A 13,224-nucleotide genomic window follows, 5' to 3' on the forward strand; every position below is an offset into this window, starting at 1 on the left:
CAAATCTGAAACATATAAAGAGGCTTATTCAAAAGTCCCCCCCTTATGCATAAGCCTCCATTTATCGTTTGCTTTCTGCTTTCTTGATATAGGTCAGTTCTTCGCGGAGAGTCGCAATAGGTTTAACGGCACGGTTACGAAGCGCTCTTACTGAGTTAAAAAGAAAGTTAGCAACAGTTACGGCTTTCAGCGCGGTGGCTAAATGCTTACCTTCATTCCATTTTGCGTTGTAGATAAAGCGGGAATCGAGCACCCATTGACGTCGCTAGGAAGAGACTCCAGATGAGCCACCTCCTAGGTGTTCTACTACTATATCGCCACGGAAGATGCGTTTGATACCGTGAGCAGCTAGCCGACGTTGCAGATCGATTTCTTCGCTGTTCATGAAGAACCGCTCGTCCATGCCACCCACCGCGTTGAAGTCCTCGCGGCGGAGCATCATGCAGGCTCCCATGAGCCAGTCAGGTTCTGCTCGTTTACCGGTGGTGCAGGCTAGATCATGGCCAACCATTGCGTGCCAGAATCGTGTGGGCCGCAGACGTGCTGCTGGGGTGAACCATTCCCAGGCGTAGTGGCGGGTTTTGGGGAAGGCCCGGCCAACCCACTGTGACTCACCATTATGGCCTGTGATGTGTGGGCTGAGCATAATGCCTTGCCCAGCTAGTTGGGCTTCTTCTTTTGCAGCTGAGAGCATATCACCAAGGAAGTTTTGGGGAAGAGTGAGATCACTATTGAGGATGAGCACCCACTCGCCGGTTGCTGCGGCAACACCGGTATTAACGTTAGAGCCAAAACCGCCATTGCGCTCCCTTCGAATAAGAGTGATTCCCTCTGTTTCAGGAAACGAGGTTGGCGAAGCATCATCCGAGACAATTATTTGACAAGGAAAGTAAATCGTATGGTTTTTTAGCTGGTCAACAAGGACCAGCGAATCAGTGAAATCACCATAAAATGGTATTACGATAGACAGCTCAGGCTGAGAGTAATTCAAATTAATTTTCATACCCTAAACCCTCCATAAAAGAAATTGAATAATTGAAGTATTTATATTTAAACTTACCCACCAGCAAGTCGACGACAGTCAAAGCAGTCGAGAGTCTAGATACATTCCCCTCAATGTCATTTCGTTTACACCCCGGCATAAACCTGGCAAAAGATTTAGGAATTGACAATATTATTAAAGATTTATAAGGACCCACCCACCCCCAGGCGTTGTGCTTATATGCAAGTTCAGAAAAAGTAATTCCAGTCTGATATCCACGGCGAATAAGCTTGGGTAGATTTTGCCTAATTCTATACAAAATCCTCATATTTTTCACTTCAATCAAGGTGACACCCGAACGCTTGACCCCGCAAGAGGAATCATTATCCTCAGATCCAGATTTAAAGTAAGCATCGAAGCCACCAATAGCATCAAATAAGGATTTATGAACTACGAAATTTCCACCCAAAATTACTGGTGCAATAACACCAAGAGGGGCTTCAGCATATATTTCTGCAGTGTTTACAGAATCAAATTTTCTCCACCCGTCCTCAGCACTAGAAATGTCAGAAAATTCATTCTCAAATATTATTACAGCCACACCAGTAATTATCGAAAAATTACCTAATGCCTGTACTGCGTTTTCCACCCACAGAGCATCAACAAGATCATCAGAATCACAAAATAACAAGTACCGTCCGACTGCTTTACCAGCCGGTTTATTTCTCGCATACGCCGCACCCTTAGTAGCACTGGCATCAACGTACTTCAAATTAGGGAGATGCAATTGCCTTGCGCGAATCCACTCCTTTAGCCCATCAGTAGATCCATTATCTGCAATCAATATCTCAAAAGGCACTGAAGTTTTTTGATTTTCCAAAGCTTCTACCGGCAAAGGCAATGTCTTCATCCCATTAAAAACTGGAATAATTACTGAGGCAATACACTCCTTATTAGGATACATCTCAATCAACCAATCAGAATTTAGAAAACAATATCTACACAGCCACTTTATTTCGCTGTTTAAACCAAGTCATCTGCACCCTCGACGGCAAACTCCTGGCCATCACCGACCCGCTACCGGGTGCCAGACATGATGCCCATGCCTTCAAAGCTCACGGGTTAGATCAACTGCTAGATGTTTCGACTTATGAATAACCCTCTATCTATTCCCTCGTGGAGATAATTTTTTCTAGTTGGCATGAAAGCTCTGTTGGGTAGCCAGCAAGCCCTCTTTAATCAGCATTTCTGTAGCGTTAGCTGCATTAGAAATGAGGAAGGGCAAATCCTTCTTCTCCGCTGTGGTAAAAGGCTTCAGCACAAAATCAGCGGTCTGCATCTGGCCCGGAGGGCGGCCAATCCCGGTACGAACCCGGTAATAGTTCTTGGTGCCCAGAGCCTTGGTAATATCACGCAGGCCATTATGGCCACCTTCTCCCCCACCGATTTTTAGTTTGATGGAATCAAAAGGAATATCAAGCTCATCGTGCACCACGATGATCTTTTCAGGGTCGATGCCGTAGAACTGAGCCAGCGCAGACACCGGGCCACCCGATACGTTCATATAGGTCAGGGGCTTTGCCAGCACAACTTTCGCGCCTCCCACACCCAGACGTCCTTCTAGAACCTGGGCTCGTGCCTTACTGTGCTTCTTGAAATTACCGCCCACTGTGTTTGCGAGCTCATCGAGCACCATCTGCCCGATGTTGTGACGGGTTGCTGCGTACTCGGGGCCGGGATTGCCTAGACCTACAATCAGCCATGCATCTGACATATTTTCGCTTCTCCTAGGGCGCAAGAATGCGGTAAGCATACAAAGAGTGTATCGAGTTAAGAGAAGGCCCGCACCGTCGTTAACTACGGTACGGGCCTTACAAAGAGGTGAGGTAACTATAGAGCTTACTTAGCTTCGTCTACCTGAGCGTCAGCTTCTGCGCCTTCGGGAGCGTTCTCGCCTTCTTCGCCAACCTCGGGTACGTCGAGTTCCTCGGGCTCTGAGATGTTAACAACCAGCAGTTCTGCGTCTGCTACGAGGGTTACGCCGGCGGGCAGTTCAACGTCAGAAGCGTGAACGTGGGCGCCTGCTTCGCGGCCTTCGATGTTAACAACGAGAGCTTCGGGAGCCTTCAGGGCGTCTGCTTCAACGAGCAGAGCGGTTTCTTCCTGGTTTGCAACAGCACCAACGGCGGGTTCACCCTCAACGTGTACGGGAACCTCAATCTCAACGCGCTCGCCACGCTTAACGGTCAGCAGGTCGATGTGCTGCAGTTCGGGGCGGATGGGGTGGCGCTGGATGTCCTTGATCATGGCCAGGTGTGAGTCACCTTCGATGTCGAGGTCGAGGATTGCGTTGGGGACGCGGGCTGCCAGGGTGGTTGCGTGGCCGGGCAGTACGACGTGCTTGGGCTCTTCGCCGTGGCCGTAGATGACGGCGGGGATGTCGCCGGCCATACGGATGCGGCGGGCGTAGCCCTTACCGAAGTCGGTGCGGACGGTTGCGGAAATCTTGATGGTCTCTGACATGAGGGGCCATCCTTTCTATGGTTAGTTGTCGATGCGCCAAGTGGTGTAGTGAACTGGCGCCAGAAATCGCTTTCTAACCAGCCACCGTCAGTTCCGGACCTACCGGGGTTTCCCACCGGCATTCCACTGCCTTGGCTTTAGGCTCAAACAGGGAGAGCCATCTGCCAATCATACAGTAAAAGTACAAAAAATAAAAGGTAACTAGCCCTAGATGTTTGCTTTCTGTGCAGTATCTATCAACTGATTCATACGGCGCGCAACTGTCTGGTCGTACAGAATATTCGACATAAACTTGATCGATTCTCTCGACTTATCCACGACGTCCTCTAAATCATCTGCAAGTTGGGCAATTTTCTCAACCAGTTGCTGAGTGTCTCCACTAGGAACAGTCCACCCCAGCCCTTGAGCAGCAAGGTAGTCAGATGTCTCATTTGAAAACGCCAGAATAGGAACACCTTGCCCCAAGCTTTCATAATAAGTCATAGACGGGTCCCCCTGCGGATGGGGAAATATCATCAAATCAACATTTTCACGAACAAAGGGCTCCCAGGAATCCTTATACTCCATAAAACCTTTATAAACCAGGTTAGGAGCTGAGTTGCGGAGAACATTTTCTCGCTCCTCACCATCACCCATCACATAAAATTTTATTGACGGATTCAGCTGATATAATTTATTAGAAATCTCAGCTAAATATTTGGCACCTTTCATCGCACTCAAACGCCCTGAAAAAGCAACAGAAAATTCACCAATTCGCCCTCCAGCATTGGTATTTTTTTCAGGAACCTCTGAAACTCGATGATCAAAGAAAGTAATTGAATTGCTGTTAAATTTTGAATATTTTGCAGCAGCTGCTGGACCATTAAATTGAACACCCGCAGCCTTCTTAATAGCTTTGATCTCAGCTACATATTGACGCAGTAGACCTAGTTCGATTCTTAATCGATTGGGGAAGCTTACGCCAGGTCCCGCAAGCTGAATTCCTCGTCGAATTGACGGTGTGAACTCTACAAGATAAACCACTCTGTGGTTTAGATTGGTAAGCGAATAAGATTCTGGCTTCAAGAGAGACATAACCACTGCCGTTTCTCCAAGATTTTCCAGAAAGTTATATGCAGACAACCTTTCAAGATTAATATCTGAAGGCATGAACTTCATTAAATTATCCAAAGTTTTGCTTTCAGGGAGTTCAGTAACTCCATACAATGAAGCCACACTATAACGAGCATCTGGAAAGAGCGTTGAAATGTATTTCTTATATTCTAAGTACCCTAGATAGCTTCTTTCTGGAAGGTAACATAACCCATCACTCTCATAAATGACTGAGGGGTCCGCAATAACTATATGCATTCAGATAAATTTCCTTCTAAGAAATATCCTTCTAAATCTGCTTATTAAAATATAATTTTAGTGCATCTATATGATTTCGAGGCAAAAATCCAGAATCAATTATCTTTGATAGACTCAGGACAGAATTATTGGGTCTCGGAGCAAAATTATCTACCTCAGCAAAGTATTTAGCGGTGGTAACAGGCGCTACTCGATCTGCTGAGTGGCCGGTAGCTTCAAATACCGTCTTGGCAAGATCAGCCCAGGTGACGACTTCACCGGAGTTGGAGACATGGTACGTACCGAACTCGCAGTTATTCTCCACCAGGTGCAGAATGGCTCCAGCAAGGTCCTCGGTAAAAGTAGGGCGGCCGTACTGGTCGTTCACCACGGTGGGATTCACTCCGCGCTCAGCCAGTGACTTCATAATTTCAATGAAATTCTTACCTTCGCCCATAACCCAAGAGGTTCGCACAATGTAGTGGCGGCGTACCGCGCGAACAGCCAATTCACCGGCAGCCTTTGACTGGCCGTACACACCGAGAGGTGCCAACGGGGCGTCCTCTGCATATTCTTCGCCTAAGGGCAAAGAACCATCGAAAACATAATCGGTAGAAACGTGTACCAGCGGGATACCGGCTTCGTCCGCCACCCTGGCCAAAGCCGTAACGCCACTCGCGTTGGCGGCCCAGGCGTCCGCGCGTCCTTCGGGAGTCTCCGCCTGATCAACAGCTGTGTAAGCTGCCGCATTAATAATGCCGCGCAGTGAACGCCAGCGGTAGGCGGAAGCCCAGCTATCAGGACGCGCCAGGTCAAGTTCCGCACGAGTTGCAGCAATGTAGGGGGTACCGGCTGCTTCAAGCTGCTTGACCAGTTCGCGGCCCAGCTGCCCGTTAGCGCCAACCACCAGCAGGGGGGCAGGAGCAAGAGGCTCTACCTCAGAAAGACGGGGGTGATTCTTATCCTTCTCAGAAAGCTCTGCCTGATCTAGAGAAATCGGCCAGTCAATCGCTACGGTCTCATCGGCGAGGTTGAGGAAGGAGTACTCCCCCTGGGCGTCCGCTGACCAGTGATCATTGACCAGGTAAGTGTAGGCGGTGTTGTCTTCCAGGGTCTGGAAGGAGTTGCCCACCCCGCGGGGAACAAAAACAGCGGTATCGGGGCCAAGCTCGACAGTTACGGTCTTGCCGAAGGATTCTCCCGCTCGCAAATCAACCCAGGCTCCGAAGATACGGCCGGTGGCTACCGAGACGTACTTGTCCCAGGGTTCAGCGTGGATGCCGCGGGTCGTACCTGCGGTTGCGTTGAAAGAAATATTGTTCTGTACAGGGCCGAAGTCTGGCAGGCCCGCAGCAACCATTTTCTCGCGCTGCCAGTTTTCCTTGAACCAGCCGCGGTTATCACCGTGTTGGGGAATATCAATAACAAGTAGACCGGGGATATCCGTTGTGTGAACGGCCAATTCTTTGGGCATTACTGGCCTGCCTTTGCATACTTGGCTTCAACCTCTGCCTTGAGGGGCTCCCACCAGGCGCGGTTATCGGTGTACCAGGCGATGGTATCTGCCAGACCTGCCTCGAAGTTGGTGAACTGGGGTTCCCAGCCCAGCTCTTCACGCAGACGGGTGCCATCAATGGCGTAGCGTAGGTCGTGACCGGGCCGGTCTACGACGTGCTCAAAGGCGTCCTCGGGCTGGCCCATAAGGCGCAGGATGGTGCGCAGGACGGTGATGTTATTTTCTTCCCCGTTAGCGCCAATCAGGTAGGTCTCACCGACCTTGCCCTTTTCGAGGATGGTGTGCACCGCTGAAGAATGGTCAGAGGCATGAATCCAGTCGCGCACATTCAGACCTTCGCCATAGAGCTTGGGCTTAATGCCAGCCAGGATATTGGTGATCTGGCGGGGAATAAACTTTTCAATGTGCTGGTAGGGCCCATAGTTATTAGAGCAGTTAGAAATCGTTGCTTCAATGCCGAAGGACCGGACCCAAGCACGGACCAGAAGGTCTGAGCCGGCCTTGGTTGAAGAATAAGGTGAGGAGGGGTTGTAAGGGGTAGTTTCGGTAAACTTAGCGGGATCGTCTAGCTCGAGATCACCAAACACCTCATCTGTTGAGATGTGGTGGTAGCGGGTCTTGTGCTTGCGCACAGCCTCAAGCAGAGTGAAAGTACCGATGAGGTTAGTGTGGATGAAGGGGCTGGGGTCGTTGAGCGAGTTATCGTTGTGTGATTCGGCTGCATAGTGGACGACAGCGTCCGCCTGCGCGACCAGGGGGTCAACGACGTCCATATCGGCAATATCGCCCTTAACCAGCTCAAAGCGGTCAGATGGCAGCCCGGCGAGTGACATTTCATTGGCAGCGTAGGTCATCTTATCGAGCACCACGACCTTGTGGTCAGTGTTATCTACCAGGTAGTGAACGAAGTTAGAACCGATGAAGCCGGCGCCGCCGGTAACAAGAATATTTCCCATAACTTTAACAGTAGTGGCAAATCACCTTATTTTGGGTTTCCGATAGCCCCTAAAAATGTGGTGTTCATGCCAGAATGGGGGTATGAAGGGAATATTACTCGCAGGTGGCACGGGCTCACGCCTCCACCCCATCACACTCGGCATCAGTAAGCAGCTCACACCGGTTTACGACAAACCGATGATTTACTACCCCATTTCCACCCTAATGTTGGCAGGTATCCAAGATATCCTGATCATCACCACACCTCAGGACCAGGAGCAGTTCCGTCGCCTTCTAGGTGATGGCTCCCAGTTCGGTGTTAACTTCACTTACAAGGTTCAGCCCTCGCCCGACGGTCTAGCACAGGCCTTCATCCTGGGTGAAGAGCACATCGGAGATGACTCAGCGGCTCTTGTCTTGGGTGACAATATTTTCTATGGCCCCGGCCTCGGTAACCAGCTCCGTAAATATAACGACGTAGATGGAGCTGCTGTCTTTGGTTACCGGGTAGCAGACCCCACTGCATACGGCGTTGTTGAATTCGATGATGACTTCAGGGCTGTCTCTATCGAAGAAAAGCCGGTAAACCCCAAGAGCGACTATGCAATTCCCGGTTTGTACTTTTACGACAACAATGTCGTTGAATACGCAAAAGCTATTAAGCCTTCACCGCGTGGTGAACTAGAAATTACCGACCTTAATCGCGTCTATCTTGAGCAGGGAAAACTCCAGGTAGAAGTTCTTCCCCGTGGAACAGCTTGGCTGGATACTGGCACGTTCGACTCCCTAGCCGATGCCACGAACTTTATCCGCACTGTCCAGGCACGTCAGGGGCTCTCTATTGGCTCCCCCGAAGAGATTGGGTGGCGTATGGGCTGGATTGATGATGCCCGTCTTGAAGAACTAGCCCAGCCACTTGTTAAGAGTGGCTACGGCTCGTACTTGATGAGCCTCCTAAAATAAAACTACGTATAGATACCCCAGCAAAGGCTGTAGTGGCGTCGGCAATACGTTTTGCTGAACACAGATATAACCTTGGCTGGGGTATTCGTTGTTAGAATTATTCTCGGGTTCGCGCTAGAACCTACTCGTTTCACTGCTAAACCTTTAGGGCGTCTATGACCATACTTGATTTCCTGCGCATGCTCCGCGCCAACCTGAAACTTCTCTTGATTGGCCTCGTTGTGGGTGCGCTCCTGGGTTTTGGTTACTCCTTGCTTCAACCTCGTGTCTATGCATCTTCGTCCACAGGCTATGTCAGCGTCGGCGAAGGAGCTGGTATTGGAGATGTCATCTCTGGGTCAGCTGCAGCTAAAGAAAAGGCTAATGCGTATCTTGCCTTCGTGAACAGCGGCCCAGTTGCCGATGAGATTATTGCAGCTAATCCGGGGCTTAACCTAACCAGGGGTGAAGTTCAGGGCAATCTCGTTGCTACTGTGGACCCCAACTCAGCTCTTATCAGAGTTACGGCTACAGGGAGCAAGCCTGAAACCGCCCAAGCTCTCGCCAACAGCTCACTCGAAGCAGTTGCCAAGGTAGTTAACGATTTGGAAGGCTCCAGCAGCGTTCGTGTTATTCCTTTGGAAGACGCTGGTCTCAATCCGAACCCCATTAGCCCCGATACCAAAAAGCTCACCCTGTTTGGTGCTGCGGGTGGTCTAGTACTTGTGCTTGCGGTCGTTTTTCTCCGACGAACTGTTGATACCAAGCTCCGCACCCGCGACGATGCTACTAAGGCAACAGAGGCCGGTGTGCTCGGGGTTCTTCCAGTCTCTGACGAGCTCACCGAAGAAAATATCCTGCGCGCTAACAGCGACCACGTAGCTCAAGAGGCTATCAGGCAGATGCGCACCAATCTCCGGTTCGTTAATGTCGATAACCCGCCCAAATCCCTGATTGTCACCTCTGCTGAGCCGGGCGAAGGCAAGTCAACTGTGTCAACCTCTATTGCTAGGGCGCTTGCTGATGCTGGGTCTCCTGTCATTATCATCGACGCTGACCTTCGCCGTCCCACCATTGCGAAGAAGTTCAAGATTGACTCAAAGGTTGGTCTAACCCAGGTGCTAGCTGGGCAAGTTGAGCTAGCTGATGCAGTTCGTCAGTTTGAAGATACTCAGCTCTTTATTTTGCCTGCCGGCCGTATTCCCCCTAATCCCTCTGAGCTTCTTGGCTCAGATAAGATGCGCCAGCTTATTTCAGAGCTCTCCAGCGAATTCACGGTCATTATTGACGTTCCCCCGGTACTCCCTGTAACTGACGCAGCTCTACTCTCAACAGCTGTTGACGGCGTTGTTCTTGTTGGAACTGTCGGGAAGACCCGCAAGGAGAACCTTGCAGAAGCAGCAGCTAACCTTCGTAAGGTAAACGCTACGCTTCTGGGAGTTGTGATTAACAGAGCGCCTCGTACGGGGTTGGGCAATTCCTACTACGGCTTTGCGTACAGCTCAACGGGAGCATACACCAGCTACTATGGTCAGGACGCCCAGGAAGGCAAGAAAAAGGGCGCGAGGAAGAAGAAAGCTAAGGCTAGCTCCTAGCTAAAATTCTAAGAGCCGTTACGGTTTATGCCAGCTCAGCATTCTCTGCTAGCTGGCATAAACTGTATACAGGCTCTTATAAGCCGTAAACTGACTGAGGATGAAATCATCATGACCGATACGCCAACGCAACTCCAGGATGTCCCGCTTCCCATCCGCATACAGCTTTCTCATGCATATTTTCAGCACCTTGCTAACCGCCTAAGAGTTGATGTTCTTCATATCAAAGGGTATGCCTTCGCAGATGAGGTGTATCGCCCAGGTCGCTCAAGCACTGATGTTGACTTACTGGTGCGACCAGAACATCTTGATCGGTTCATTGAGGGTGCTTTGGCAGATGGCTGGAGAGTTCTCACCCACTTTGAAACCGGGTCAATTTTTGAACATGCGATGACCCTCTACCACGGATCATGGGGGCTAGTCGATATACACCGCTATTTTCCAGGTATTGGGGATTCCGATGGGTCGGCTTTCGAGACGCTGTGGATTCAACGCCGTACGAGAAATATCGCTCACTACCCTTGTCAGTTACCTTCACTTGTTGATTCCCGTATTATCGTCGTGGTGCATGGGGCTCGTTCCGCTGCAGCTCAAAAGCCTGATATTACTTTCCTCGAAAATACGCTCTCGCCCTCTGAGTGGAGCGAAATACGCCAACGCCTTCCCGAGCTAAGCGCAGAAGTAGCGTTTGCAGCTGCTATGGGAGAGCTAGATTCTTTCAAGAGCCACCGAGATTACCTGCTGTGGAAATCCGTATCGGAAGATACTCCAGAACATATCCGCTGGAAGGCTCGTTTTGATCATGCACAAGGAGTGAGAGAAAAGCTACGGGTGGTAACAAATATCTTCCTGGTCAATAGGGATCATCTAGCGATGGAGCTAGGGCATGAACCCAGCAAAAAAGAGATTCGAGAAAAGTTTTTTAGTCGCTTTACAATGTTCAGCTTTGCGAAAAGGAAGTAAGAATTGTCTGCTCTCTACCAACGCACACCTCATGCAGCTTATGTTTTAGGGTTCGAGCATGATGCTATTGCGGATGATGCCTCATACGTAGCCAATCTACTGACATCAGAGATTGCAGTGCTCAACGGCCCCAGCGCTGTGATCTGGGAAATATTGGAGGAGCCCACAACTTCAGAGGACATCATCGCTGAAGTTACCGACATCTATGGGGTTCCTCGTGAAACAGTTGCGGTGAGTGTTCTTAGCTTTCTAGATTCGCTCGAACAGCAAGGAGTGATTCAAGTCGAAGATAGATCTGGTGAATAATAAAATTTGGGGTAGCAGTAAGATTCTACTGCCGCCCCAAAAAATTTTATAAGGTATCTAGCTGACTCTTAATCTCAGCAATAAAACGTTCCTCGCTGAATTGCTGGATATGTTCTTTAATTCTATGAGCCGAGTATTCTGTCTCATCAAAATTCTCTACAGCAGCCCTAATATCAGTTGAGCTGGGGGTTTTGATAAAGGTGCCGGTGACACCTTCGACGATAGTGTCAAGAAAGCCACCTGCCTGAAGAGCTATAGTGGGCTTGCCGAAGGCTCCCCCTTCGAGTGGAGTAATTCCGAAATCTTCATGGGATACAGCCAGGAGTGCTTTCGAGTTCGCATAGGCAAACTGCATCTGTTCGTCTGAGAGGTTCGATACGAAAGCCACATTGTCAGTTGCTTGAGCTTCGAGCTCGTTTTTCATGGGGCCAGCGCCAATCACTAGAAGCTTTTGATTAGTGCCGGCGAAAGCTTCAACGGCGTGCTGTACATTCTTATAGGGCAGTAGCCTTGAAACGATAAGGAAATACCCGTCCTTCACAAACCCTTCAAGACCAGGGATAGGTTTTTGCTCGCCCAGGTCACTCATCGAGTAGGGGGGGAAAATAATATTGACGCGTTTGCCGTATACATCAAATATACGCTGCTGAATGGTAGACGAGTTCGCAATATAGTGAGGGTGGCGGTTTGCTGCTTTACGATCCCATTTACGGAGAAAGGGCCTCATCATTTTAAAAGCTCTCGCGATACCCTTATTAATCCGATGCCCCATGTACTGATCGGTGAGATAAATCCATCGAGCAGGTGAGTGACAGTAAACTAGAGCGCGAGAAGTCATATCGAACCCGTGCGCCCATCCTGTCGTTGAGACAACTACCTTTTCTGCATCTACGCGAAGTTTGTTAGAGAAGTAAGGCAGAAGTGGAAGCGCCAATCGGTGGTCACGCCTAAAGATTGAAATCTTATTGAGCGGTGATGTGATAACAGTGCAGTCCTTGAACTCAGGGTAGGTTCCCTCTGGATCATACAGGGTGGTATAGATGGGTGCTTCAGGAAAGGCCTTGTGCAGGGCAAGCACTACTCGTTCTGCGCCGCCACGTTGAGTGAGATAGTCGTGAGCAATAGCAATAGGGTACCGCGCTGTGGCCTGCGGGGTGTGATTAGGACGCATGGGGCGGCTCTTTCGACTAGAAGTTTTTTTGTGCACGGTTAGGATGAGTAACACCTGCGTAGCTTGCTGACTCCACGATGAGGGAGATGAGCTTTTCCGCTAACGGGGTAGGGATATTATCAGCTACAGCGTCAACTGCATTACCCATTAATTTTACGCTAGTTTCAGTGCTTACTTGAGCTAATATCCGTACGGCTAGCCCCCAAAGCCCCGTCGGAGATACGGGCGCGAGGCTGTAAGTTCCATGCTTCTTCGTGAAAAGATTACGGGCAGCCCCGGAATAAAGGGCTCGTTTAGCTCGTATAGCTGTTGTTGTTGCTGCAACATAGTGAGGAGTAGCTAGTTTAGGGTCAATAATAATTTCAGCACCTGCTCCGTGCACCCTATACCCCATATCGACGTCTTCCCAGCCGTACAGACGATAGCGTTCATCGTACCCCCCCAGCTGGTCGAAGAGCTCACGTGTCATAGAGACATTTCCTGCCCAATATATCCACTGCTTGTTTTGTTCAGTAGCATAGGCATTTTCCCTGAACTTATGGTCTCGGTAACGACCGTAGACTCGTGCATAAGGTGTTTCAGGAAAGATATTATTATAAATGCCGATAACCCCTACTTGCCTGCCGTCCTTGTAGTGGCTAAGGTGCTGCTGCACATAGTGATGAGCCGGCTGAAGATCATCGTCGCATCTAATAAGCACATCTGCGTCTGCAGCCTGGTGTCCGGCGTTAAGGGCAGCAACCCGACCGCGGTTTTCCTCAAAGACAATCATTGAAAGGTTAAGTAACCCGCGATCAATATAACTCTGGACGACGTCAGCTGACCGATCGATATCACCGTCGATAACGACGATGACTTGAAAGTTTTTTTCGGTCTGCTTCTCTAGTGCATCAAGAGGGTAGTGAAGTTTAGCGGCGCCTCCCCTAGTTGGGATAATAACGGCGGCTGAATAAGTGCTCAT

14 protein-coding genes are annotated in these 13,224 nt (G+C 49.8%); 4 read left to right on the forward strand and 10 right to left on the reverse strand.

Annotated elements, in window-relative coordinates; translation table 11 throughout:
* Positions 1–61: 61 nt before the first annotated feature.
* From ACRCJM_RS11305 to rfbB, 8 genes are all read right to left on the reverse strand, one after another.
* The gene (locus ACRCJM_RS11305) at positions 62–253 is read right to left on the reverse strand and encodes a hypothetical protein (RefSeq protein ID WP_431464979.1); all 192 of its coding nucleotides are present in this window, start codon (positions 251–253) and stop codon (positions 62–64) included.
* A 12-nt stretch (positions 254–265) separates the two neighbouring features.
* Positions 266–1,003 (reverse strand): glycosyltransferase family 2 protein, encoded by a 738-nt coding sequence (locus ACRCJM_RS11310; RefSeq protein ID WP_431464980.1) that lies wholly within the window; start codon positions 1,001–1,003, stop codon positions 266–268.
* A complete protein-coding gene (locus ACRCJM_RS11315; RefSeq protein ID WP_431464981.1) occupies positions 993–1,946 on the reverse strand; it encodes a glycosyltransferase family 2 protein in 954 nt (317 codons plus the stop codon). Before ACRCJM_RS11315 ends, ACRCJM_RS11310 begins: the two co-directional genes overlap by 11 nt.
* 228 nt (positions 1,947–2,174) lie before the next feature.
* Complete coding sequence (pth, locus tag ACRCJM_RS11320) at positions 2,175–2,756, reverse strand: aminoacyl-tRNA hydrolase (RefSeq protein ID WP_431464982.1); 582 nt, start codon at positions 2,754–2,756, stop codon at positions 2,175–2,177.
* Between the two features lie 125 nt (positions 2,757–2,881).
* Complete coding sequence (locus ACRCJM_RS11325; protein ID WP_237187101.1) at positions 2,882–3,505, reverse strand: 50S ribosomal protein L25/general stress protein Ctc; 624 nt, start codon at positions 3,503–3,505, stop codon at positions 2,882–2,884.
* A gap of 207 nt (positions 3,506–3,712) precedes the next feature.
* On the reverse strand, positions 3,713–4,855 hold the full coding sequence (locus ACRCJM_RS11330; protein WP_431464983.1) for a glycosyltransferase family 4 protein: 1,143 nt from the start codon (positions 4,853–4,855) through the stop codon (positions 3,713–3,715).
* Between the two features lie 31 nt (positions 4,856–4,886).
* Positions 4,887–6,308 (reverse strand): dTDP-4-dehydrorhamnose reductase, encoded by a 1,422-nt coding sequence (gene rfbD / locus ACRCJM_RS11335; RefSeq protein WP_431464984.1) that lies wholly within the window; start codon positions 6,306–6,308, stop codon positions 4,887–4,889.
* Entirely contained in the window at positions 6,308–7,306 is a 999-nt protein-coding gene (rfbB, locus tag ACRCJM_RS11340) for a dTDP-glucose 4,6-dehydratase (protein WP_237198675.1), read from the reverse strand. The genes rfbD and rfbB overlap by 1 nt, the downstream gene beginning before the upstream one ends.
* 82 nt (positions 7,307–7,388) lie before the next feature.
* Between rfbB and rfbA the strand changes: the two genes are divergently transcribed.
* The 4 genes from rfbA to ACRCJM_RS11360 all read left to right on the forward strand — a co-directional run bounded on the left by rfbA (position 7,389) and on the right by ACRCJM_RS11360 (position 11,092).
* Positions 7,389–8,249, forward strand: a complete 861-nt coding sequence (rfbA, locus tag ACRCJM_RS11345; RefSeq protein WP_431464985.1) for a glucose-1-phosphate thymidylyltransferase RfbA — start codon at positions 7,389–7,391, stop codon at positions 8,247–8,249.
* 155 nt (positions 8,250–8,404) lie between these two features.
* Positions 8,405–9,823 carry a polysaccharide biosynthesis tyrosine autokinase gene (locus tag ACRCJM_RS11350; protein WP_431464986.1) on the forward strand — a complete coding sequence of 473 codons (1,419 nt, stop codon included), beginning with the start codon at positions 8,405–8,407 and terminating at the stop codon, positions 9,821–9,823.
* Between the two features lie 111 nt (positions 9,824–9,934).
* Positions 9,935–10,786 (forward strand): nucleotidyltransferase family protein, encoded by an 852-nt coding sequence (locus tag ACRCJM_RS11355; protein WP_431464987.1) that lies wholly within the window; start codon positions 9,935–9,937, stop codon positions 10,784–10,786.
* Positions 10,787–10,789: 3 nt separating this feature from the next.
* Positions 10,790–11,092, forward strand: a complete 303-nt coding sequence (locus tag ACRCJM_RS11360) for a PqqD family protein (protein ID WP_431464988.1) — start codon at positions 10,790–10,792, stop codon at positions 11,090–11,092.
* A gap of 46 nt (positions 11,093–11,138) precedes the next feature.
* Here the strand turns inward: ACRCJM_RS11360 and ACRCJM_RS11365 are convergent, their stop codons facing one another.
* Together ACRCJM_RS11365 and ACRCJM_RS11370 are read right to left on the reverse strand one after the other, a co-directional pair.
* On the reverse strand, positions 11,139–12,263 hold the full coding sequence (locus ACRCJM_RS11365) for a glycosyltransferase (RefSeq protein ID WP_431464989.1): 1,125 nt from the start codon (positions 12,261–12,263) through the stop codon (positions 11,139–11,141).
* Positions 12,264–12,279: 16 nt separating this feature from the next.
* Positions 12,280–13,224, reverse strand: coding sequence for a glycosyltransferase family 2 protein (locus ACRCJM_RS11370; RefSeq protein ID WP_431464990.1), 945 nt, complete (start codon positions 13,222–13,224; stop codon positions 12,280–12,282).

This window comes from Rothia sp. L_38 (genome assembly GCF_050689125.1).
Lineage (GTDB): Bacteria > Actinomycetota > Actinomycetes > Actinomycetales > Micrococcaceae > Rothia.